Annotated in this window: 19 protein-coding genes; 14 read left to right on the top strand and 5 right to left on the bottom strand. The window is 61.8% G+C overall.

What is annotated here, in order from left to right; genetic code table 11:
- Positions 1–90: 90 nt before the first annotated feature.
- The 4 genes from AC3WKX_RS22880 to AC3WKX_RS22865 all read left to right on the top strand — a co-directional run bounded on the left by AC3WKX_RS22880 (position 91) and on the right by AC3WKX_RS22865 (position 6,160).
- Entirely contained in the window at positions 91–1,443 is a 1,353-nt protein-coding gene (locus AC3WKX_RS22880) for a 3-oxoacyl-ACP reductase (protein ID WP_102605228.1), read from the top strand.
- 2 nt (positions 1,444–1,445) lie between these two features.
- Positions 1,446–2,294, top strand: a complete 849-nt coding sequence (locus tag AC3WKX_RS22875) for a MaoC family dehydratase (protein ID WP_102605227.1) — start codon at positions 1,446–1,448, stop codon at positions 2,292–2,294.
- A 292-nt stretch (positions 2,295–2,586) separates the two neighbouring features.
- Positions 2,587–4,299: a collagen-like triple helix repeat-containing protein gene (locus AC3WKX_RS22870; protein ID WP_256579804.1), complete on the top strand. Its 1,713-nt coding sequence runs from the start codon at positions 2,587–2,589 to the stop codon at positions 4,297–4,299.
- A 175-nt stretch (positions 4,300–4,474) separates the two neighbouring features.
- A complete protein-coding gene (locus tag AC3WKX_RS22865; protein WP_102605226.1) occupies positions 4,475–6,160 on the top strand; it encodes a ShlB/FhaC/HecB family hemolysin secretion/activation protein in 1,686 nt (561 codons plus the stop codon).
- A gap of 115 nt (positions 6,161–6,275) precedes the next feature.
- Here AC3WKX_RS22865 and AC3WKX_RS22860 read toward each other — a convergent pair whose 3' ends face one another.
- Both AC3WKX_RS22860 and AC3WKX_RS22855 read right to left on the bottom strand, forming a co-directional pair.
- Positions 6,276–6,683, bottom strand: coding sequence for a response regulator (locus AC3WKX_RS22860; RefSeq protein WP_102605225.1), 408 nt, complete (start codon positions 6,681–6,683; stop codon positions 6,276–6,278).
- Positions 6,684–6,749: 66 nt separating this feature from the next.
- Positions 6,750–6,941, bottom strand: coding sequence for a Flp family type IVb pilin (locus AC3WKX_RS22855; protein ID WP_102605224.1), 192 nt, complete (start codon positions 6,939–6,941; stop codon positions 6,750–6,752).
- A 315-nt stretch (positions 6,942–7,256) separates the two neighbouring features.
- Between AC3WKX_RS22855 and cpaB the strand changes: the two genes are divergently transcribed.
- From cpaB to AC3WKX_RS22815, 8 genes are read left to right on the top strand one after another with little or no spacing between them, the layout of a single operon-like run.
- On the top strand, positions 7,257–8,192 hold the full coding sequence (cpaB, locus tag AC3WKX_RS22850; protein WP_102605223.1) for a Flp pilus assembly protein CpaB: 936 nt from the start codon (positions 7,257–7,259) through the stop codon (positions 8,190–8,192).
- 20 nt (positions 8,193–8,212) lie between these two features.
- The gene (locus AC3WKX_RS22845) at positions 8,213–9,436 is read left to right on the top strand and encodes a type II and III secretion system protein family protein (protein WP_003212903.1); all 1,224 of its coding nucleotides are present in this window, start codon (positions 8,213–8,215) and stop codon (positions 9,434–9,436) included.
- Positions 9,433–10,623, top strand: coding sequence for a CpaE/TadZ family protein (locus AC3WKX_RS22840; protein WP_003212905.1), 1,191 nt, complete (start codon positions 9,433–9,435; stop codon positions 10,621–10,623). Before AC3WKX_RS22845 ends, AC3WKX_RS22840 begins: the two co-directional genes overlap by 4 nt.
- The gene (locus AC3WKX_RS22835) at positions 10,620–11,891 is read left to right on the top strand and encodes a TadA family conjugal transfer-associated ATPase (RefSeq protein ID WP_003212907.1); all 1,272 of its coding nucleotides are present in this window, start codon (positions 10,620–10,622) and stop codon (positions 11,889–11,891) included. Before AC3WKX_RS22840 ends, AC3WKX_RS22835 begins: the two co-directional genes overlap by 4 nt.
- A gap of 11 nt (positions 11,892–11,902) precedes the next feature.
- A complete protein-coding gene (locus AC3WKX_RS22830) occupies positions 11,903–12,787 on the top strand; it encodes a type II secretion system F family protein (protein WP_102605222.1) in 885 nt (294 codons plus the stop codon).
- Position 12,788: 1 nt separating this feature from the next.
- Positions 12,789–13,673 carry a type II secretion system F family protein gene (locus AC3WKX_RS22825; RefSeq protein ID WP_102605221.1) on the top strand — a complete coding sequence of 295 codons (885 nt, stop codon included), beginning with the start codon at positions 12,789–12,791 and terminating at the stop codon, positions 13,671–13,673.
- An 11-nt stretch (positions 13,674–13,684) separates the two neighbouring features.
- Positions 13,685–14,407: a tetratricopeptide repeat protein gene (locus tag AC3WKX_RS22820; RefSeq protein ID WP_102605220.1), complete on the top strand. Its 723-nt coding sequence runs from the start codon at positions 13,685–13,687 to the stop codon at positions 14,405–14,407.
- A 22-nt stretch (positions 14,408–14,429) separates the two neighbouring features.
- Positions 14,430–14,702: a DUF3613 domain-containing protein gene (locus AC3WKX_RS22815; protein WP_102605219.1), complete on the top strand. Its 273-nt coding sequence runs from the start codon at positions 14,430–14,432 to the stop codon at positions 14,700–14,702.
- Here the strand turns inward: AC3WKX_RS22815 and AC3WKX_RS22810 are convergent.
- Both AC3WKX_RS22810 and AC3WKX_RS22805 read right to left on the bottom strand, forming a co-directional pair.
- A complete protein-coding gene (locus AC3WKX_RS22810; protein ID WP_102605218.1) occupies positions 14,699–15,487 on the bottom strand; it encodes a response regulator transcription factor in 789 nt (262 codons plus the stop codon). The genes AC3WKX_RS22815 and AC3WKX_RS22810 overlap by 4 nt on opposite strands.
- A gap of 114 nt (positions 15,488–15,601) precedes the next feature.
- The gene (locus tag AC3WKX_RS22805) at positions 15,602–16,087 is read right to left on the bottom strand and encodes a prepilin peptidase (RefSeq protein WP_003212917.1); all 486 of its coding nucleotides are present in this window, start codon (positions 16,085–16,087) and stop codon (positions 15,602–15,604) included.
- Between the two features lie 71 nt (positions 16,088–16,158).
- On the opposite strand from AC3WKX_RS22805, the gene AC3WKX_RS22800 reads away from it, so the two are divergent.
- Together AC3WKX_RS22800 and AC3WKX_RS22795 are read left to right on the top strand one after the other, a co-directional pair.
- A complete protein-coding gene (locus AC3WKX_RS22800) occupies positions 16,159–16,599 on the top strand; it encodes a TadE/TadG family type IV pilus assembly protein (protein WP_003212919.1) in 441 nt (146 codons plus the stop codon).
- Positions 16,596–19,343, top strand: a complete 2,748-nt coding sequence (locus AC3WKX_RS22795; RefSeq protein ID WP_102605217.1) for a PAS domain-containing sensor histidine kinase — start codon at positions 16,596–16,598, stop codon at positions 19,341–19,343. Before AC3WKX_RS22800 ends, AC3WKX_RS22795 begins: the two co-directional genes overlap by 4 nt.
- Here the strand turns inward: AC3WKX_RS22795 and AC3WKX_RS22790 are convergent.
- A complete protein-coding gene (locus AC3WKX_RS22790) occupies positions 19,340–21,361 on the bottom strand; it encodes a pilus assembly protein TadG-related protein (protein WP_032899854.1) in 2,022 nt (673 codons plus the stop codon). The two genes, AC3WKX_RS22795 and AC3WKX_RS22790, sit on opposite strands and share 4 nt — an antisense overlap.
- Between the last annotated feature and the right edge of the window lie 92 nt (positions 21,362–21,453).

Here is a 21,453-nt window from a genome sequence, read left to right as displayed (position 1 = left end):
GTGAATCTCTGAGCCTAGCCTAGGCTCAATCGAACGACTTTCACCTATTGATGGTCCACCGTTTGAACCCCAGCACTCGGAGAGCGTTCCATGTCTGACCGTTATATCGACTTCGCCAACTCCAGCCTCGGCCATCGCCTGGTCGCCGCCATTGGCCTGCCGTCACCGGTACGCCTGGAACGCTGGCAGGCCGGACGCCTGCGCCCGGTGGAGGGTGCGCTGCTGATCGGCGGCGGCCCGCTGGCGACAAAAATCCTGCCGTTCGCCAACAAGCTGACCGACGCTATCTATAGCTACGGCACCGAACCGTCGACGGCAACCACCTGGATTCCCGGCCACGGGCCCAAGCTCAAGGCCGTGGTATTTGACGCCAGCCAACTGCAGCACACCGATCAACTCAAACAGGTGCGGGAATTCTTTCAGCCGCTGATGAAAAATCTCGATCACAGCGCGCACCTGGTGATCCTTGGCCGCGCCCCGGAAAGCCTCGGCGACCCGTTTGCCGCCAGTGCCCAACGGGCCCTTGAAGGCTTCAGCCGGTCGCTGGCCAAAGAGCTGCGCAGCGGCGGCGTCCTGCAATTGCTGTACGTGGGCGACGGGGCCGAGGATCAATTGGAGGGTGCGTTGCGGTTCTTCCTCTCGCCGAAAAGTGCCTATATCTCCGGCCAGGTCATTCGCCTGAACCCTTGCGCGACTCAGGTCGCGGACTGGACGCGCCCGCTCGCCGGGCACAAGGCCCTGGTGACCGGCGCCGCCCGCGGCATCGGTGCCTCGATCGCCGAAACCCTGGCCCGCGACGGTGCCGAGGTGATCCTGCTGGACGTGCCACAAGCCAAGGCCGACCTCGATGCCCTGGCCGCGCGCCTGGGCGCCCGCAGCATCGCCCTGGATATCTGCGCCGAAGACGCCGCCACCCAACTGATCGAACACCTGCCGGACGGCATCGACATCGTGGTGCACAACGCCGGCATCACCCGCGATAAAACCCTGGCCAACATGACGCCGGAATATTGGGACGCAGTCTTGGCGGTCAATCTCAACGCGCCGCAAGTGCTGACCAAGGCGCTGCTGGACAGCGGCACCCTGCACGACAACGGTCGCGTGGTGCTGCTGGCATCCATCAGCGGCATCGCCGGCAACCGCGGGCAAACCAACTACGCCGCGAGCAAGGCCGGGCTGATTGGCCTGGCCCAGGCCTGGGCGCCGTTGCTCGGTGAGCGCGGGATCAGCATCAATGCCGTGGCCCCCGGTTTTATCGAAACCCAGATGACCGCACACATTCCCTTCGCCCTGCGTGAGGCCGGGCGCCGCATGAGTTCGCTGGGCCAGGGCGGCTTGCCCCAGGACGTCGCCGAGGCGGTGGCCTGGCTCGGCCAGCCGGGCTCGGGCGCGGTGAGCGGGCAAGCGTTGCGGGTGTGTGGGCAAAGTCTATTGGGAGCGTAAGCATGGAGTGGCACACATTAGGCAGCACCCCGTTCCTGCCACCGCTGTATTGGCGCGCGGCACTCAAGCGCAAGATCACCGGCACCACGCTGCCCGAGCAAGGGTTGCGCTGCCGGGTCAGTGTGAACCCCAGGGAAGTCGCGGCCTATCGCAAGGTCTGCGGGTTTGCCGACAGCCCGGTCTTGCCGGCCACCTATCCGCATATCCTGGCATTCGGCCTGCAGATGCAATTGCTCACCGACAAGGCATTTCCTTTCCCGCTGCTGGGATTGATCCACCTGAGCAACCGGATCCGCATCCTGCGCCCGTTGGGCGGTGTGAGTGACTTGACGGTCGGCGTTTACGCGCAGAATTTGCAGCCCCATGCCAAGGGTGCGACATTCGATATTGTGACCACGGTCGAAGATTCACTGGGGCTGCTGTGGGAAGCCGAAAGCCGAATGCTCTGTCGTGGGGTGAAACTCGATGGCGCAGCAACGGACAACCCGCTGCAACCCCCTGCCGCTGTCGCCGAACTGACCCGCTGGAAAGCCCCCGCCGATGTTGGCCGTCGCTACGCCCGGGTGTCCGGCGACTACAACCCGATTCACTTGAGCGCCCTCACTGCCAGGTTATTCGGCTTTCCCCAGGCCATCGCCCATGGGCTGTGGAACAAGGCCCGCACACTGGCGGCACTGAGTGAGCATTTGCCAGCCGCCAATCTCGAGATAGATGTCGAGTTTAAAAAGCCGGTGCGTTTGCCCAGTGAGGTAACGTTGTTCACGAGCGCCCCCGGCTCCAGCGGTGAGCTGCAACTTAAAGGCGCCGGGGACATTGAACACATGGTCGGCCGCTGGCGGCCCATCGCCTGATAAATTGTATATATACATCTTAAGTTATAGCGAGCTATCGATAGCTCGCTACTCTTATCAACTCATTGATTTTAATAAACTTACAACTTAAACACCGCTGCCTTCTACACCCTTGGTATTAGTCGTTAAGTAAACTAACTCTTCGTGTATATAAATCGTTAATACCAAGTTGAGCGTTGCGAGAGTGCGCACCCGGGACTGTTATAGCCATAACGGACGAATGTATCGCTGCCCCTAGAAACAGCGAACTTCGAAAACAACAAAGGCTGTACCAGGTGCAAGGAACTCAATCATGAAAACTCAAGTCGTGTTGTGGAAAGCAAGTACCGCGCTGGCCCTGATTCTGGCAGTAAGCCTCGGAGGCTGCAGCAGCGGTGGTGGTGGTCATCACAGTAGCGTCGCAGCCTCCTCTCCGGATGCTGGCGGCGGTACTGGCGGTGGAACAGGTGGAGGCACCGGCGGCGGTACCGGTGGTGGCACTGGCGGCGGCACTGATGGAGGTACCGGTGGTGGCACCGGTGGTGGCACCGGCGGCGGCACTGGTGGAGGTACCGGCGGTGGTACTGGCGGCGGCACCGGTGGTGGCACCGGCGGCGGTACTGGTGGAGGTACCGGTGGTGGCACCGGCGGCGGCACTGGTGGAGGTACCGGCGGTGGTACCGGTGGCGGCACTGGCGGTGGTACTGGCGGCGGCACCGGCTCGACCACTCCCCTGGTCACCGGCCAGATAGTAGGCGCTGTGGGCGGTGTCGTCGGTAATGTCGGCACCACGGTAGGTAACCTGGGCACAACCCTGACCACGGTTCCCATTGTCGGCACCACTGCCGGCGGGCTGGTCACCGCGACAGGCACCGCCGTCAACAGTATCGGCGGCGGCTTGAGCAACGGCCTGGGCACGCTGGGTACCAATAGCAACTCCGTGGGCACAACCGTTGCCGGTGTGGCCGATGGCGTTGCCGACCTGGGCACCGGCGTTTCCAACACCGGCAAATCCCTGGGCACCACCCTCGGCGGCATTCCCGTCGTCGGCGGCTTGACCGGTGGCGTGGGCGGTGCGGCAGGTGGCGTGGTTGATCAGGTCGGCCAGGCCGTCACCATGCTCGGCGATACCTTGAGCACTGCCAGCACCACCGGGCCATTGGGCAGCGTGACCAATACGGTGGGTAAAAGCGTATTGGTACCGGTGGTCTCCCTGGTGGAAAACACCACCGGCAACCTGGGCAATAAAACAGGCCTGGGCAACCCGGTCGGCGGCGTACTGGATAAAGTCGGCTCCACTGTCACCGGCCTTGGCGGCCAGGTGGCCAGCGCCGGCGGCGCAGGCAACCCTGTCGGGACACTCGTCGGTGGCGTGTTGACGGGTGTTGGCACCACCCTTGATAAGTCGAGCGGTTACGTCAACCCGGCCACCACGACCCCTCAATCGGGCCTGCCTGAACTCGTCGGCGGTCTTGTCGCCAACGTCGGCAACGGCCTGAATGCCGGCAACACCAACGGCACTGTCAGTGCAGCCGGTGTAACCGGTGGCCAAGTGGGTAACACCGTCGCGTCGCTCGGCACCCTGATCGGTGGCAATGGCGTGGCCAACACTGCAGCCACGGCTCCTGTTGCAGGCCTGGCGACCAATGTCGGCACCGCACTCAACCCAGTGACCTCGGGTGTTGCCAACCTGACGCAAAACATCGGCACCAGCACCGGGATCGGCGCACCGGTGAATGGTCTGGTTACCCAGGTCGGCGGCGCAGTCAGCAGCCTGGGCACCAACCTGACGGCGGCGAATGCCAATCCGGTGACTAACGCTGTGGGCGGTACCCTGAATGCCGTCGGCAATACCGTCGGCTCGGTGGGTGGCCTGGTAACCGGCGGCACCAGCAGTAACGGTGGCGGTCTGCTCGGTGGCTTGAACGTGGGTGCCGGTGCCACCGCTACGGGCACTGCCAATGCAAATGCAAACACAGGCGGCGGCCTGGGAGGTCTGCTCGGTGGGCTGACCGGCAAAAAATAGAATTGCACCTGGCCATTAGACGGCCTCCCCTACAGCGCCTACGCTTGGTTGAGACGAGAGATTCCAACGAGTCTCTCGTCTTTTTTATTGGCCAATGAATGGCTTTGCGAACCGTGTCCCAGAACCCGGCGGGCCTAGCGAAAACGCTGCAGCAGTTTTGACCATGGAGTGTCCTATGCGCGCCTTGACGCCTTTGTTTCTGCTCACCCTCATTGCTGCCAGCGTCCATGCCGAGACCCTGCCCAGCTACCTCAACAGCAACGACACCATTCGCAACCTGCCGGTACCCAACCTCCCCGCCGATGCCTATCGCCCGGTCACCCCACAGACACAACTGCCCGAGCCGGCGGCAACACAGGGCCAGCCATTGTTGATGGACACCAAAGTGACCATCCGCAAGCTGCAAATCGACGGTGGGGCGATCTACCCGCTCCAGGATGTGGCCAAGGTTTTCGAACCGCTGATTGGCCATGAAACCAACCTGGCACAACTGATCGAAGCCACCCGCGGCATCACCCGCCGCTACCAGCAGGACGGCTATCTGTTGTCCTACGCGTACCTGCCCGACCAGCGCTTCGAAAACGGCCTGGTGCGCGTGGTGCTGGTGGAGGGCTACATCAAGGATTACAACGTGCAGGGCGACATTGGCTCGGTCTCGGCCTACGTCGACAAACTGGCGGCCAAGCTGCTGGCCGAGCGCCCGCTGACCCGCAAGACCTTCGAACGCTACACCACCTTGATGGGCCGCATTCCAGGTGTAACGCTGCAGGCGCAAGTACCGCCGCCGGGCACCACCGATGGCGGCACGCGCATGCAGATCCAGGCCTCGCGCAAACCCTTCACCAGCAGCATGAGCATGACGGACGACAGCCGTGGCGGCCTGCAAGCCCTGATCACCGGCACCAGCAATTCCCAGACATCCATGGGCGAACAACTGAGCGTCAGCGGCCTGTTCCCGCCCGGCGAGGACAAGGAGCACTACTACCGCCTGGGCTACAGCCAGTTCGTGAATGCCGAGGGCACTCAACTGGTGGTCAACGCCGAGCGCTACCGCGCCGACCCGCGCAGCAACGTGCAGCTGGACGGCGGTTTTGAACTCAAGCCACACCAGGAGGTTGACCGCTACTCCGTCGGCCTCAGCCATCCGCTGATTGCCTCCCCTACCGAGTCATTGACCCTGGGCACGCGACTCTATGCCGTGGACCAGACCACCCGTTATCAACTGGTGGGTTTCCCGCAACGTTTCGACCTGGAAACCAACCTGCGCGCCCTGGCGTTCGAAGGTGACTGGCGCAAATCCGACACGCGCCAACTGCGCATTCTCAGCGCCGGCCTGTACCAGGGCATCGACGGCCTGGGCGCCAGCACCCGGAGTGACTTCGAGGGTATAAAACCCGACATCGACTTCTTCCGCCTGCGCGTCTCGGGCGTACAGAGCGACAAGTTCTTCGACAACTGGCAAGGCGTGGCATCGGGTGCCTTCTACTGGAGCAACGACACCCTGCCCGACAGCGAACGCGCGACGTTCGGCGGGCAGAATTTCGGGCGTGGCTACCCGGATGACCAGGGCTCGGGCGACAAGGGCTGGGGCGTGGCGTATGAGGTCAACTACAGCTTCAACCGCAGCGGTGAATGGGTAAAAATCCTGCAGCCGTACGTGGTGCTCGACAAGGCCAAGACCTGGTTCAACGAACTGCCGGCCAAGGGCAACAACATGTCATCGGCAGCGGTGGGCCTGCGCTTCGGGGATAACAAGTACTACAACATCGCGCTGGAAGCGGCCAAGCCAATGTCGGATATCGCCCTCGACAGCTTCAATCGGCGGCCACGGTATACGCTGAGTTTCAGCTACCAACTCTGAACCCTGTGGGAGCGAGCTTGCTCGCGAAGAACGTCCAGCCAACGCGGGGAACCAGACTGCCCGCGTTATCGTTGACGTTTTTCGCGAGCAAGCCCGCTCCCACACAAGCTCACTCCTACATCAATCTGATCTTGGGGATGGGGAAGAGGTTGTTGAGGGTATCGATCAAGCGCACCAGGTAGATCGGCTTGCGGAACAGGTCCAGCACCTGCAGACGCAGCATGTCACTGACATCATCCATCTCGGCGTGGCCGGACATGACGATCACCGGCAAGTGCTGGCGAGCGGTGTGTTCGCGCAGACGCTTGATCAAGGAAATACCACTTTCCTCGGGCATGCGCAGGTCGGTAATCACCAGTGCGATATCGGGGTGCAGGGTCAGCTCCTGCAAGGCAAAGGTGACCGAGGTCGCGGTAAAACAGACAAAGCCTTCATTCTCCAGCGACTCGGCCAGTTCAATAAGGGCGTCCTCTTCGTCATCCACCAAAAGGATTTGTTGCCGGGGAGGCGAAGAGGAGTTCATGTGGAAATGCCTGATACGCAATAGATCATTCAGCGGAACCTGCACGTGTTTGCGCGAGTACCTGGGTCAGGTATGAATGGCGCCTTGTATCGAAGTAAATACGTTGGTTACCGCCGTCTTGATGGGTGTAATAAAGGCAGCCAGCGCCACGGCAACCATCGCCGCAACCAGTGCGTACTCGATACCCGATGCGCCCTCTTTGGAATAGAAAAAAATCTGGACTTTGATGAAACCCATGCGAATAAGATCAAGGAACATAATGACTTCTCCTTTGCGCCCACGGCGCTGGTATCGCGGCATCACAAAAATGATTTCGGTGTGCCACTAGAGCATTGTCAACAAACCCCAGACCAACAACTGTAAGAACTGATTAATCACAAAGTATTAGTCGGCCGGCTGACGCCAAAAATCCCACTTTCGCAGAGGTTTCTGGAGATATTTTTCGCCCGGTAATGGCGTTTTGTCTTAGCTGAACTACCTTCAAATAGCGAAATAGTTAGAAGCTTGAAGCGATCCGGATACGCAAGCATTAGTGGGAACAGCAGTGGATGCAGCAGGAAAGGGAGAGCCTTCATGAACAGTCGGATTAGCTTGATCCTCGCCGGGCTGCTGTTGGTAGGTGCACTGATTGCAGGCTACTGGGGCCTGGTACTCAGCCGCCCTGCCCCTGTCGCACCGCCCGTGCCCCAAACGCCTGAAGTCGTGCAACCCGTAGCCGAAGACCAGACACGCCAACCCGTGGTGGTGCTGGCCCATGACGTTGCACCTTTTGTTGCGCTCACCGCCGCCGACCTGACCCTGGAAAAACTGCGCACGGTTCCCGCCGGCAGCCTCACCAGCCTCGACCAGGCCGTGGGCAAGATCCCGTGGCGGCCGCTGTCGGCCGGGACCTGGCTGACCGAGGAGAGCTTCAACTCCGGCGGCACCCTGGCGCGAATGATCCGCCCTAACGAACGCGCGCTTGCCGTCGCCGTGGATGAAGTGATCGGCGCCAGCGGGCAACTCTCCCCGGGGGACTATGTGGACGTCCTGCTCTTCCTGCGCCAGGAAGCCAGCAACCCGCAGCAGTCCGCACAAATCGTGGTGCCCGCCTTGCGCCTGCTGGGCGTCGGCGATCAACTGGGGCTGACCAACGACGGCACGCCCGGCTCCGTGCCACCGACCACCCCAGACGAAAAACTCAAGGCGCAGCAGAGTCGCGCCAGCGCGCGCACGGTACTCCTCGCCGTACCGGAGGAGCTCCTGAGCCGGCTGATGCTCGCAGCCCAGTCCGGCGTATTGCGCCTGGCTGTGCGCAGTGCCGACGAACAACTGCTGAGCCAATACTGGGCCGGTGAAACGGAGTCCGCGACCCACCTGGAAAACACCCGGCGCGAGCTCTACCAGTTCAACCAGCTGGCCTTCAGTACAGCGCCGGTCAACGGCCTGAGTCCCGCCGGCAATGGTGCGCCAAGGCGTTCAGGCGTCGAAGTAATACGTGGCAATCAGGTTACCCAACAAACGCCCTGAAAGAGCTAAGGATGCCTTGAATGAGCAGTCGTTTCGTGTGGTCTTTTTCGCGAATTTTCTGGGCACTTCTCACCCTGAGCCTGCCCGTCGGCGTTGCACTGGCAGCACCCGGCAACTGCACGGGCCTGGGCCAGCTGCCGGCGGTGCTGGAGGTGGGTGAAGGCGCTCAACAGGCTATCCAGTCGCCGGTGCCGATTACGCGGCTGGCCATTGGCGATCCGAAAGTGGCCGATGTGCAGGTCAACGGCAACCAGGCGTTCCTGCTCACCGGCATCGCCTCGGGCACCACCAGCCTGATGGTCTGGACGGCCTGCTCCAGCAGCCCGCGCCAAAGCATGGTGTTCGTCAAGGGCAAGGCCACGTCAGCCCTGACCAGCCTGGCCCTGGCGCCGTCCGATGACCCGACGCTGCCCAGCCAGGTGCAAACCGACATCCGCTTTGTGGAAGTGAGCCGCACCAAACTCAAGGAGGCCAGCACCTCGATCTTTGGCCGGGGCGGCAACTTTCTGTTCGGCGCCCCGAACAATGTTGCCAACGCGGCGGCCACAGGATTCCGTGGGCTCCCGGTGAACAACGACACCTTCAACATTGGCTTTGGCGGCGGGCGTGTCTCGGCCATGATCAACGCCCTGGAAAGCAGCGGTTTTGCCTACACCCTGGCCCGGCCGAGCCTGGTGGCGCTCAGTGGACAAAGTGCGACCTTCCTCGCCGGTGGTGAAGTACCGATCCCGGTGCCCAGCAGCGGCAGCAACAGCATCTCCATCGAATACAAAGAGTTCGGTATTCGCCTGACGCTGACCCCGACCGTCATCGACCATGGGCGGATTTCCCTGAAGGTCGCGCCAGAGGTCAGTGAGCTGGACTACAGCAACGCGGTCACCATCCAGGGCATCTCCGTGCCGGCCCTGACCATCCGGCGCACCGACACCAGCATCTCCCTGGCCGACGGCGAAAGCTTCGTGATCAGCGGCCTGATCAGCACCAACAACAGCTCCAACGTGAGCAAATTCCCGGGGCTGGGTGACATCCCGGTCCTCGGTGCGTTCTTTCGCGACTCCAGCATCAACCGCCAGGAAAAAGAGCTGCTGATGATCGTCACCCCGCACCTGGTACAGCCGCTGGCCGCCAACGCCCAGTTGCCCTCGTTGCCTGGGGAAAAACTGCGCAATTACGACCCTAACTGGTACCGCCTGTATTTCCTCGAAAACGGCAATTTCGACCGCCGCAGTGGACTGTCCGAATGAGTGAGAGCCTGAGCCAGACCTTTTTGGCAATTACCCGCAACACCACGGATCTGGAATGGCTTCAGGGCGCACTCGCGCCCCTGGGGCAAGTGGTCAGCGCCGGTGCCGGCAGCCTCGACGAACTGTTGGCACTGGTAGACGTGACGTTCGCCAACCTGGTGTTCATCGGCCTGGACCGGGAACACGTCACCACCCAGTGCGCCCTGATCGAAGGTGCCCTGGAAGCCAAGCCGATGCTTGCCATCGTGGCCTTGGGCGATGGCATGGACAACCAGCTTGTACTGAACGCGATGCGCGCCGGCGCACGGGATTTCGTGGCCTACGGCTCGCGCTCCAGTGAGGTTGCCGGCCTGGTTCGGCGCCTGAGCAAACGCTTGCCGGCGGTCACCCCGAACGCCCATTTGGGCGGGCTGACCGTGCTCTACGGCACCCAAGGCAATGCCGACGGCGCGCTGATCGCCAGCCACCTGGCGCTGGTGGTGCAAAAAAGCGGGCAGCAAACGCTGTTGCTCGACCTGGGCCTGCCACTCGCTGACAGCCTCGCACTGCTGGGGCTGGAGAGTTCTTTTCATTTCGGCGACGCCCTGCGTCACTTGCGGCGCCTGGACTCAACCCTGATCAACAGCGCCTTCACCACCGCCGAAGCCGGTCTGCGCATCCTCGCCTACCACAACAACGATGAGCCCCTGGAACGAACCAGCGCGGCCGAGCTGTACATGTTGCTCAGCGCCCTGCGCCAGCACTTCCAGCACATCGTGGTGAACCTGACCGGCCAACCCGACAGCGAAGCCTTGCGCACCTTTGTCAGCCATTGCGACAAACTGCTGTGGTGCACCGACCAAAGCGTGCCGGACTGCCGTCGCAACCTGGCCGTACTCAACCTGTGGCGGGAAAAAGGCATGAAACTCGACCATGCCCGCCTGCTGGTCGACCGCTACCTCAAGGGGGCCGCCCCGGACTCGGAGGCACTGGGCAAGAGCTTCGGGCTGGAGGTAATCGCCGTACTGCCCTGGAGCCCGGAAGTGCGCCTGAGTGCCAAAAACCAGGCCCAGACCCTGTTCGCCCTGGCCCCACGGGAAGCCCTGACACAGACGTTGCGCAGCTTGGGCGAGCGCCTGGCAAAACGCTCCGAGGGCCTGGAAAAACCCTCCACCAATTGGCTCAACCGCCTTCTGGGGACCAAATGAACGGCGAGAAGCTGTTTGGCGTCGCCCCGCGCGGCAGCGTCGGCAACACCGATCACGACGGCCTGAAGCTGGTGCTGCATCGCTACATCATCGATGCCATCGAGGATTCGGGAAAAAATCTGCTGGAAGGCACACGCCAGTCCCTGGCGCAGTTTGTGATCGACAAGGTGGCCGAATACATCACACGTATGCACCTGGCGATTTCCCGCTATGAGATGGAGCGCCTGGCCGAAGAGATCGTCGATGAGCTGACCGGTTTCGGCCCGCTGGAAGTGCTGCTGCGCGACCCGACCGTCACCGAGATCCTGGTCAACGGCCCGCACCGGGTATTCGTCGAGCGCGATGGCCTGCTGCAACAAAGTGACTTGCGCTTCATTGACGACCACCATGTCGAGCGGGTCATGCAGCGCATCCTCGCGCCCCTGGGACGCCGGCTGGATGAGTCGTCGCCGATGGTCGATGCGCGCCTGCCCGATGGCAGTCGGGTCAATGCGATCATTCCGCCGATTGCCCTGGACGGGCCGTGCCTGTCGATTCGAAAGTTTCGCAAGGACATGCTTAAAAGCAGCGACCTGGTGGCCATGCAAACCATCGACCAGGCCATTTTCGACTTTTTCAAGGAAGCCGTCGGCAAGCGCTGCAACATCCTGATCAGCGGCGGTACCGGCACCGGTAAAACCACACTGCTGAACATTCTCAGCCAGTTGATCAACCCCCGCGAGCGCCTGGTCACCATCGAAGATGTGGCCGAGTTGCAACTGGGCCATCCCCACGTTGTGCGCCTGGAAACCCGCCCACCCAATGCCGAGGGGCATGGGGAAGTGAAGGCCAGTGACTTGATCCGCAACGCCCTGCGGATGCGCCCCGACCGGATCATCCTCGGCGAGATCCGGGGCGTGGAAGTCATCGATGTGTTGACCGCCATGAACACCGGTCACGACGGCTCGATGAGTACCGTGCACGCCAACAACGCCCAGGACGCCTTGCTGCGCCTGGAAACCCTGGTGGGCCTGACCGGCCGGGTCGTCGCGGAAAAAACCCTGCGGCAAATGATCTGCGCGGCGCTGGATGTGGTGATCCAGCTGACGCGCCTGCCCGATGGCCGCCGCTGTGTCAGCGAAGTGGTGGAAGTGGTGGGCATCCGCGAAGACGTGTACGTCACCAACACCCTGTTTCGCCACGACAAGCGCACCGGCTTTGGCTTCCTGCGCGAAGCGGTCAACCCGGCCGGTGACAAGTTGCGTCACGAAGGTCACCTGCCGGTGTAGGAGGCAACCCGATGATCGGTCCGATTCTGCTCGCCCTGCTCGCCGTAGCCCTTCTGGTGCTGGGGATAGGCCTGATGCGCAACGGTTTGCGCAAGGCCCAGACCGACCGGGTATTGGAACGCCTGGCCGAAGGGCAACCCCAGGCCAGGAAAGACAACGCGGTGACCACCAGCCTGGAACGCACGTTTATCCGTGCAGGCCTCGGCCGGCCAACCGAGCGCCTCGGCCTGTGGCTGACCCTGTGGGCCTTTGGCGCCCTGCTGGGGGGGCTCGTGGGCCAGTGGATAGGCTTGTTTGTAATGGTGGCGGCACCGCCCTTGGCACTGCGCCTGTACATCGCCGTACGCTACCAGCGGCGGCTGCGCCGGATGATCGAACAACTCCCGCAATTGCTCGATCACGCCGTACGCAGCCTGAAATCCGGACGCACCCTGGCGGACGCCATCCTGAGCGGAATCGATGCCAGTGACGACCCGTTGAAAAAGTCCATGGGCCGTATCAAGCGCAATGTGCAATTGGGTGTCAGCCTGCCGGAGGCCGCTCATGACTATGCCGAGTTTTATGAACAGGATGAATTGCGCCTGTTTGCCCTGGGCCTCAAGGTCAACCACCGCTACGGCGGCAACGCCAGTGAGCTGCTGGAAAACCTGATCAAGATGATCCGCGAGCGCGACCAGGGCGCACGGCAATTACGCGCCATGACCGGTGAAACCCGGGTGACCGCGCTGGTGCTGGCGGTACTGCCGGTGAGTGTCGCGGGCTACTTCCTGCTCGTTAATCCGACGTACCTGATGGCCATGTGGGATGACCACAGCGGCCAACGCCTGATGCTCGGTGCGTTCGCCTTGCAAGTCATCGGATGCGTGGCGCTGTGGCGCATGTTGCGGAGTATCTGAGATGGCGATACTGATCAGTGCCGTATTGTTTCTTGCCGCGTTATCACTGCTGCTGGCGAATATCCTGAGCAGTCGTCGTCAACAACGCGTGGTCGCCCAGCGGCTGCAGGGCGAGCCAGGCCGTAATGACAAAATGAGTGAGTGGTTGCACCAGTTGGGCAGCACCCGGATCGGCCAGCGCACCATCAGCCTCGATAACGAAACCCAAATCCTGCTCAACCGCATGGGCTGGAGAAAAGCCAGCCAACGCTCGATGTTCGCCGCTTGCCAGATCGGTTCACCGATAGTTTTGCTGGGCCTGACCGCGATGACACTGGAGCTGTTCTTTCCCGGCACCGAGCATGGGTGGGTGATCTCCCTGCTGGGCCTGATCATTGGCTACTTGCTGCCCAAGCGAATACTGGTGGCACTCGCCAAAAGGCGCCAGGGGAAAATCTCCCGAGAAGTAGCGACCTTCATCCCCCTGGTGCGCATTCTGTTTGAGTCAGGCATGGCCGTGGAGCAGGCGCTGCGGGTCATGGCCTACGACGCGCAAAAGTTGCTGCCGGTACTGACCGCCGAACTGCGCCTGGTGCTGGCACGCGTCGATTCCGGGCTGGAGTTGGGGGAGGAATTGAACAAGGCCAGCCAGATGCTGGACGTCGATGAACTCAGCGACACGTGCCTGATCCTCCAGCAGCTTCTGCATCAGGGCGGCGGGGCGATGAAGTCGCTGCAATCGCTCAAGCAGTTGCTGGATGACCGGCGCCTGACCCGCCTGCAGGAATACATTTCCAAGATGTCCGCCAAAATGTCCGTGGTGATGATGCTGTTCCTGTTTCCCGCATTACTGATCGTATTGGCCGGCCCTGGCTTTATCGCCATCGCCAAAGCCTTCGTGCCTTGAGAGGACATGCAATGAAGACATTGATGGTCGCCTGCAGCCTGTTGTTGTTAAGTGGTTGCGCCAGTAACGGGCAACTGCCGTGGGCGGGTTTCAGCGCGCAGGGCAGTTGTGCCAAGCCCAACTCCAATCAGGAGTTATCGCTGAACCTGGCCGACGACATGGCCAACGAGGGCAAGCTGCACGCCAGCCTGGCCAACCTGCAAAACCTGCCGGACAACCTGCCCCAGGTGCGCCAGCGCCAGGCCAAGGTGTACCGCCTGCTGGGCCGCAGCGAAGCCGAACCGTTGTACCGCAGCCTGCTCGGCACCTGCATGGCTGCCGAAGGCGAGCACGGGCTCGGCCAGCTGGCAGCGGCCAGGGGAGACAACGGCCAGGCCATGGCGCACTTGCAACGCGCGGCCAGGATGTCGCCCACCGACGAGAAAATCCGCAACGACCTGGGCGTGGTGTACCTCAATCAACGGCGCCTGGAAGACGCGCGCTTCGAATTCCTCACGGCGATGGAACTCAAGCAGAGCGACCAACTGGCCGCGCTCAACCTCGTGACGCTGATGATTTACCAGGACAACTGGGAACAAGCCGCACAAGTGGCGAGCCGCATGGGCCTGAGCCCGGAACAAGTGACGCAAGCCCAGGCCCGGGCGCAGCAACTCAAGGCGCCCGTCTCAACGGCGACAGCGCCAAAAGATCAGGTCGCAACCGTAGGCGACGTGCTGCAAGCGCCGGTCAAATAGGTCTCTGAAGGGAGTACACACGATGAAACTCACACTGCTCGCCACGCTGCTGTTCGCCAGCCTGCCGCTGACGGTGCTGGCTATTGAGCCGGGGCCTTCTTCGCCACAGCAAAAACAGACCGAAGGCTGGCTGCAACTGCAGGTCAGTGGCGAACGGGCGTCTTCCACCCCGCAAAAGACCACGCCCGCTGAACGCGACCTGGCCATGCAACGCCTGCTGGACAGTTACAAACACACTATTCCTGAGTACTACGACCAGAAACTGGGCGGCAACACCCCAAGCGGCAGCAACTAATGCGCAGTGACGCGCTGGCGCGCCGCAGAATTGTTCGGCGATAACGCCAGCGCCAACTGGGTTCGGTTGTGCATATGGGTCAGGCGCAGCACTTGGGACACGTAGAGTTTCACGGTGTTTTCAGTGATGCCCAGTTCACAGGCAATCTGGTAGTTGGTCTGGCCCTTGCCTACCAGCCTTGCAACATCCAGTTGGCGGGGCGACAACTGATTGAAGATCGCCGGTATTTCAACCCGGTCAGTGTCGCTGACTTCACCCTCGGCTTCAGTCGACAGGCCGGATTGCGGACTGCTGCGCACCTTGTCGAGGTCATGATAAAGGTCATCGATGGACGCCGAGAGAAACTGCAGCTTCTGGTTCAGGTGCCCCAGGTCGAGATCTTTCTGCCGGTCCTGCAGCGCGACCACCTGGCGTTGCAACCCTTCGAGCAGCTCGCCCAAATTGATCGGCTTCTGGTAGTAATCGGCAATCCCGGCGCGCAAGGCCTTGATCACGTCCTGCTTGTCTGCACGCCCGGTCAGCATGATGGCCTCAAAGGCCCGTTGCTTGCCGGCCAGGTGTTGCAGGGCCTGGACCAGTTCGATGCCATCCATCTCGGGCATATGCAGATCGCACAGCACCAGGCCGATCTCGGCATCGTCGCGAAAACGCTCGATGGCTTCCTGGCTGGATGCGCAAGGGACGCAACGGTAACCGTTGCTTTCAAGAAATTCGCAAAGCTCTTCCACGATCAAAGGCTGATCGTCCACCACGAGCACTTTCACTTGAGAGGTAAGCTTGTTCACGCGCTACTCCATGCCTGGCAAGCAAAAGGACCGATGTATCCATTCCGACCATTTTTCCTATACAACCTACCCATAAACGTAGACGTACTTTCCTACTATGTACATAGCGATACCCTACGTGGCGACTAATGGGATCCAAAACCAGGACAGGCAAAAACCGATCAGTAAAAACGGCACGAACGGCTGCCTGGCCGAATGTGCCGGATCAAGGTACTGCAAGGTATTCCTAAGCCCTTGATTCATCAGCGGCCACACCCTGGGCGCCAGCAACAGCCAGGCTGCGCTCGCGAGGCCGGCGCCGATAAAAGTGCCCAGTACGTAGAGGTAGTCGGTTGCCAGCCCCAATGCCGCGATCAGCTTCACGTCACCGGCGCCCAGGCGGCCCAGCGCGTACCCCGGCAGGGTGAACAACAACGCCAGGACAAAGGCCACGCCGCCCTCGACAGCCGGTGCACCGAGCCAGGTCGTACCGCTCCAGAACAGGTAACCCAACGCCAGCAAGGCTGCGCCGAGGGTCAAACGGTTGGAGACCTGACGTAGACGGATATCTTGCACAGCGCACAGCGCGAGCCAAACGACCAGGACGAGGCTTTGAATCACGTAAAAAAAATCCCTTTTTGCTGAATGATTCTATGCTGATATCAGGTAGTAGTAGTCAGGGTAGACGAGTCATGAAAAAAGGCCTCGCTAAAAAGCAAAAAGGTGCCGCCGCGCTGGAGTTCGCGATGGTCTTCATGATTTTTTTTGCCATTTTTTATGGCCTGGTCAGCTACAGCTTGCCGTTATTGCTGATGCAGTCCTTTACCCAGGCCGCCGCCGAAGGCGTAAGACGTAGCGTCGCGCTGGACCCCGCCACGCCTGGCTACGTCACGGCACTGCCGCTGCAGGCCGTCAGTGCGGCGCAGGCACAACTGGCGTGGATCCCCTCCCAGTTCAAATTCCTTCCCGGGTACGTGACGGCCGTCTACAACTCGTCAGGCGTGTTGACGGTGTACATCAATTACCCGACGTCCAGCCTCCAAAGTGTGCTGCCGTTCCTGGTACTGCCAGGCATCGGTACCGTCCCCGCCCTGCCTCCCATGCTGTCCGCCCAGTCGAGCATGCAGTTTTGACCTCAGGCGATAAACTCTTCGGCCGCCTGCTCGGACGCGGCAACCAGCTGCCTGCTGACGCACCGGCAGCGATCCCGGCAACCGCCGCGTTGTTGTTCTACCTGGACGCCCAGGGCCGCGTAATGGATGTCCATGGCCCGCTTCGCCATCGACTCGAACACCCCGCTGCGCAACAGCAACAGGCACCCTCGCTGCTCGACTACCTCACTGCGGCGAGCCGCCTGGTGATCGAGGGCACGCCCAGCGACTGGCAGGGGCAAAGCCTGGACCTGGAGCTCAAGGGGCTCGCCGGGCAAACCCTGCATACCCGTGGCTGGGTTCAACCCGAAGGCAAGGGCTGGCTCCTGCAATTGCTGGACATTGGCGACCTGATTGCCCATAGCCAACTCACCCAGGTGCGCGAACACAATCAACGGGTGAGCGACCAGATCAGCGAGCAACTGCGGGTCTGCAGCCTGGTGCGCCTGCCCGAAGTACTGCAAGACACTCTGCAGGCTATTTCCCAGCACTGGCACATCCCCTGCGTCGCCATCGCCTTGCTGGATGAGCAGGGCCAGGCGTGGTGCATCGAGGGCTGTTACACCGCCCACGATGCGCCGGTACTCTGGAGCAACGGCCAAGCCCTGGGCTCCAGCCTCGACAGCCTGGGCGGCACGGCGCCAGTGAGCCTGGAGGTAAACCGTGGCCACAGCGAACACCCACGCCTGCAAGGCCTGTTTGGCAATACCGATGGTTTTCTGGTGCCCTACCGCGACGGACTGGGCGTGGGCGCATGGCTGCTGTGCGGGGTGTATCACCGCCAGGAACACACCAGCGACCGTGACTGGTTGCAACTGACCGCCGCCCTCGCGGCACCGCTGCTCGGCCGCCTGCGCGAACTGCGCCATCAACAGCAACTGGAACGCCTCGACGCGCTGCAAGGATTGCTCGGCACCGGCTGGTGGGAGCTGTCCCCACACACTGAAGACCTCGAACTCGCCCCACCGCTGCTGCACACCCTGAGCCAAGGCGAGGCGATCACACAGCTGTCGCTACCCATGTGGCTCAAGCTGATTCACCCTGCCGACCGGGAAGAACTCGCCAGCCGCCTGCAAGACCTGAAGACCCTGGGCAAACCGCTGTCCACCAGTGTGCGCCTGCAACGTGCCGACGCGGCGCTTAACCCCATCTGGTATCGCGTGCAGGGGCAAGCGTTGGGCTCGGGTGAGCATCGCCGCCTGGTGGGCTTCATGCTCGACATCAGCGACATAAAAAACCAGGAGCAACAGGCCGCCGCCGCCCACGCACGCCTGGATAACCTGATCGCCAGTTCCCCGGCTGTGATCTATGTGCAGCGCTACGTCGAGGGCACGCTGCAACCGGTGTTCTTCAGCGACAGTTTGCTGCCGCTGCTTGGCCGCACCCTGGCCGATTTCACCCCGGCGACGCTGAACCAGTGGATCCACCCCGAAGACCGCGACCTCTACTTCGACCGTACCCGCCAACTGCTGCGCGAAGGCAGCGTGCGCAGTCGCTACCGGGTGCTCGACACACAGGGCAATTACCACTGGCTGCTGGATGAAGCCCGGCTGCTGCGCGACGACCTCGGGTTGCCCGTGGAAGCCGTGGGCCTGTGGCTGGATGTCACCGAGACGACCCTGGCGGCGCAACGGGTCAAGGAAAGCGAGGAGCGCTATCGAATCCTCGTGGAAGACTCCCCGGCCATGATCTGCCGCTACCTTCCGGACCTGACCCTGACCTTCGGCAACACGCCCCTGGCCAACTACATGGAATGCCTGCCTGGACAGCTGCCGGGCATGAACCTCCGCCAATGGTTGTCGGACGAACAACACGAGGCGTTTGTACTGCGCATCCGCCAGCTCACCCCGGAATTCCCGGTGAGCACCGCCGAAATCAGCCTGCAACTGCCGGGGCGCACACATGCCTGGTGGGTGTGGTCGGACCGGGGCGTGTTCGACGAACAGGGCCAGTTGCAGGAAGTGCAGGCCGTGGGCCGCGACAACACTGAAGTGCGCCGCTCCCAGCAGCAACTGACCCAAAGCGCCAAAATGGCCACCCTCGGCGAAATGGCCACCGGCCTGGCCCACGAGATCAACCAGCCGTTGAATGTGATGCGCATGGCCATCGTCAACGTGCTCAAGCGCTTGAGCAACGGTGATGCACAGATCGACTACCTGACGGAAAAACTCCAACGCATCGATTCCCAGGTCCAGCGAGCCGCCCGCGTGGTGGACCATATGCGCGTGTTCGGCCGCCGCTCTGAAGTCGAACAACAGCCCTTCAACCCGGCGCAGGCGGTGGAAGGCACCTTGTCGCTGCTCACGGAAGGCCTGCGTGGCAAAGGCATAGAACTGCGGGTGACGCAGACGGACATTGCGGTGCAGGTCAAAGGCTATGTCGACCAGCTGGAGCAGGTGCTGATCAACCTGATGGTCAACGCCCGCGATGCCCTGCTGAGCAAACGCGAACACGACCGCGACCTGCAACCGTGGATCTCGGTGCAGATCGAGCAGGACAGCCGCCACGTACGCATCTGGGTCGAGGACAACGGCGGCGGGATTGACCCGCGGCTGCTGGAGCGGATTTTCGAGCCGTTCTTCACCACCAAGCCGATTGGCGTGGGCACCGGCCTCGGGTTGTCAGTGAGCTACGGCATTGTCGAGAACATGGGCGGCCGGTTGAGCGTCGCCAACAGCGAGCATGGGGCGAAGTTCTGTGTGGAGCTGCCGGTGGTTGAAGCCTAATTCACCAGGGCCGCTTGCCCATGCGGCCGGCAACTGAGGTTGGCGCCCACTTCCACCGCGTTCAGGTTAACCCCAAGGTTCGACAACAGGCTGTTCACCACCGGGTCCAGAATAGGGCTGAGCACTCCGCCAATCACGGTGCCCAAAGTGCTGTTGAGCCCGTTTAGCACTGTGCCCGCCGTCGTCAATAACCCTCCCAGCAGATTGAACCCCGTTGGCTTGTAGACCTGGAACTGGATACCGCTCAACGCGTTACTGATCGCGCTGAGAAGGCTGGCTGTCGATGAGGCGTAGTACTGCGGCGGCAGGTTGATTTCCGGCGGTTGGAGGTACGTGTGGGGGGGCAAGGCACTTGTCGCAGCGCCCACCGGACTGTTGACGCTCAAGCCCAGGCCGCCCCCGTAAAACGCTTTGCGGGTGGACGGATCACAAGTGGTAGGCCCCAGGCCCAGCAAGGGTTTGAAACAGGTAATGGATCCGATATCCACCACCGGCACTGGAGGAATCGGATTAAGGGTGGTGTTGCTGTTAAACGCGTTGATCAGTTGCGGGCTCTGGCCAATTTGCACGGTAACGATCGAGGCATTGGTCTGGGTGGTCAGGGTCTTGGTAGCGTCGCTGACGCAGGTAAACCCGGTGACATAGCTTTCAGCCGTGCCCAGTTGAAGGACCACATCTATCCTGGCGGCCGGCGGGTTTGAGGATGACGACAGCACCTGCAAATTCGTCATCTGGCAATAACCACCCAGTACACACAGCACCGAGCTGATGGTTCCTCCCAGGTTCAAGCTCAACAAGTTGTTCAAAACGTCCGAAAGCGGCCCGACCAAGCCGTTCAGGGCGGCCTGCACCGCGGGAGAATCCAGCGGTGGCAACCCTAACGTCAGGCCGACGCTGATCTGAGCCGTTTTTACGTAAATGCGGGTTGCTGAAGTTTTATCCACGGCAAACCGCGGATCGCCAATAGCGGACAACTGCGGTGGCTGAATCACCTTGACCTGAACACCTGCATTCACCAGGCCCGGAATATTCACCGGGATGGTCGCCACCACCCCGTTCTTGGTATTGGCCAATTGCACAAAGGCTTCGGCCAGCTGGAACACATTCAGGCTGGTATTCAGCCCCGCCGACACCGCCCCCGTTTGCAGCTGCAGCAGGCTGCCCAGGGTGACATCAAGGTTGCCGATTATCGCGTTGATACTGGTAAGACCGCTGACCGCCACGCTGGCTGTATTGCCTCCGGCACTGAGCACCGTAATGGCTGCGTCGACCAGTTGACTGATCTTGACCGTCTTGGTCAGCAGTTGATCGTAGGCTCCGGCCGTGACGCCCACGTTCAACGCCAACTGGTTGAGGTAGCTGAGCAAGTTGATGTTGGTGTCTACCAGGCCCTGCCAGCCTGCCACGCTCAGGTTCAGTGAGCCGCCCAAGAGTTGGCCGAACAACAGGTTCAGTGCTGCTGATTTGCTCGAGTCCACGGTGACCAGGGTCGATTTGATCGTCAGTTGCGCCTGAGGCGGCAGGATCTTCGGCGCCGCCACCGCGACGGCAGACAACTGGGTGTTGAAGTTGTAGCCGCTACCACTGAACAACGCCCAGACCCCCCCGGCAACGCTGGTCATGATCGGGCGCGAGGCAGTCACCTGGATGGCATCGGTCTTGGTCGCGTCTGCGGAGAACACCCGCTGGTTGGTGGCGCCGGTGGTCAGCACGCCGCATTTCACTATCAGGGCGTTTGCCGGCGGGATGACATAACCGTTGCGCACCGCGCTGGCACCGGCATAGGTGGGCGCGGTATTGGTGGCGGGCAGGCAATCCCCCTTACGCTGCACTGCCTCCAGTGCCGCCATATCGGCAATCCCCTGCAACTGGCGTTTTTCCAGGTACAAACGGCTGCTATCAACCACCAGCAACATGAATACCAGCACCATGCCCAGGGTCAAGACCGCCACCAAGCCAACCGCACCGCGCTGCCTTGCAGGCCCGGCGTGGTGACCGGAACGAAGTCGAAGAGACATCGAGCACTCCTTTGCCGGCACACTGCCGAGCGCTTACTCTCCTGTGTTGCTTGGGAGTGTAGTCAAGAGCGGCGGGGGCTGCAGGCCAGTCG

It is taken from the genome of Pseudomonas sp. GP01-A4 (assembly GCF_058780865.1).
This window is presented reverse-complemented; position numbering and strand designations above follow the sequence as displayed.

Bases quoted from the DNA above. Each gene is read 5' to 3' on its own strand.
- AC3WKX_RS22880 (WP_102605228.1), top strand. From the start codon at position 91: ATGTCTGACCGTTATATCGACTTCGCCAACTCCAGCCTCGGCCATCGC.
- AC3WKX_RS22875 (WP_102605227.1), top strand. From the start codon at position 1,446: ATGGAGTGGCACACATTAGGCAGCACCCCGTTCCTGCCACCGCTGTAT.
- AC3WKX_RS22870 (WP_256579804.1), top strand. From the start codon at position 2,587: ATGAAAACTCAAGTCGTGTTGTGGAAAGCAAGTACCGCGCTGGCCCTG.
- AC3WKX_RS22865 (WP_102605226.1), top strand. From the start codon at position 4,475: ATGCGCGCCTTGACGCCTTTGTTTCTGCTCACCCTCATTGCTGCCAGC.
- AC3WKX_RS22860 (WP_102605225.1), bottom strand. From the start codon at position 6,683: ATGAACTCCTCTTCGCCTCCCCGGCAACAAATCCTTTTGGTGGATGAC.
- AC3WKX_RS22855 (WP_102605224.1), bottom strand. From the start codon at position 6,941: ATGTTCCTTGATCTTATTCGCATGGGTTTCATCAAAGTCCAGATTTTT.
- cpaB (WP_102605223.1), top strand. From the start codon at position 7,257: ATGAACAGTCGGATTAGCTTGATCCTCGCCGGGCTGCTGTTGGTAGGT.
- AC3WKX_RS22845 (WP_003212903.1), top strand. From the start codon at position 8,213: ATGAGCAGTCGTTTCGTGTGGTCTTTTTCGCGAATTTTCTGGGCACTT.
- AC3WKX_RS22840 (WP_003212905.1), top strand. From the start codon at position 9,433: ATGAGTGAGAGCCTGAGCCAGACCTTTTTGGCAATTACCCGCAACACC.
- AC3WKX_RS22835 (WP_003212907.1), top strand. From the start codon at position 10,620: ATGAACGGCGAGAAGCTGTTTGGCGTCGCCCCGCGCGGCAGCGTCGGC.
- AC3WKX_RS22830 (WP_102605222.1), top strand. From the start codon at position 11,903: ATGATCGGTCCGATTCTGCTCGCCCTGCTCGCCGTAGCCCTTCTGGTG.
- AC3WKX_RS22825 (WP_102605221.1), top strand. From the start codon at position 12,789: ATGGCGATACTGATCAGTGCCGTATTGTTTCTTGCCGCGTTATCACTG.
- AC3WKX_RS22820 (WP_102605220.1), top strand. From the start codon at position 13,685: ATGAAGACATTGATGGTCGCCTGCAGCCTGTTGTTGTTAAGTGGTTGC.
- AC3WKX_RS22815 (WP_102605219.1), top strand. From the start codon at position 14,430: ATGAAACTCACACTGCTCGCCACGCTGCTGTTCGCCAGCCTGCCGCTG.
- AC3WKX_RS22800 (WP_003212919.1), top strand. From the start codon at position 16,159: ATGAAAAAAGGCCTCGCTAAAAAGCAAAAAGGTGCCGCCGCGCTGGAG.
- AC3WKX_RS22790 (WP_032899854.1), bottom strand. From the start codon at position 21,361: ATGTCTCTTCGACTTCGTTCCGGTCACCACGCCGGGCCTGCAAGGCAG.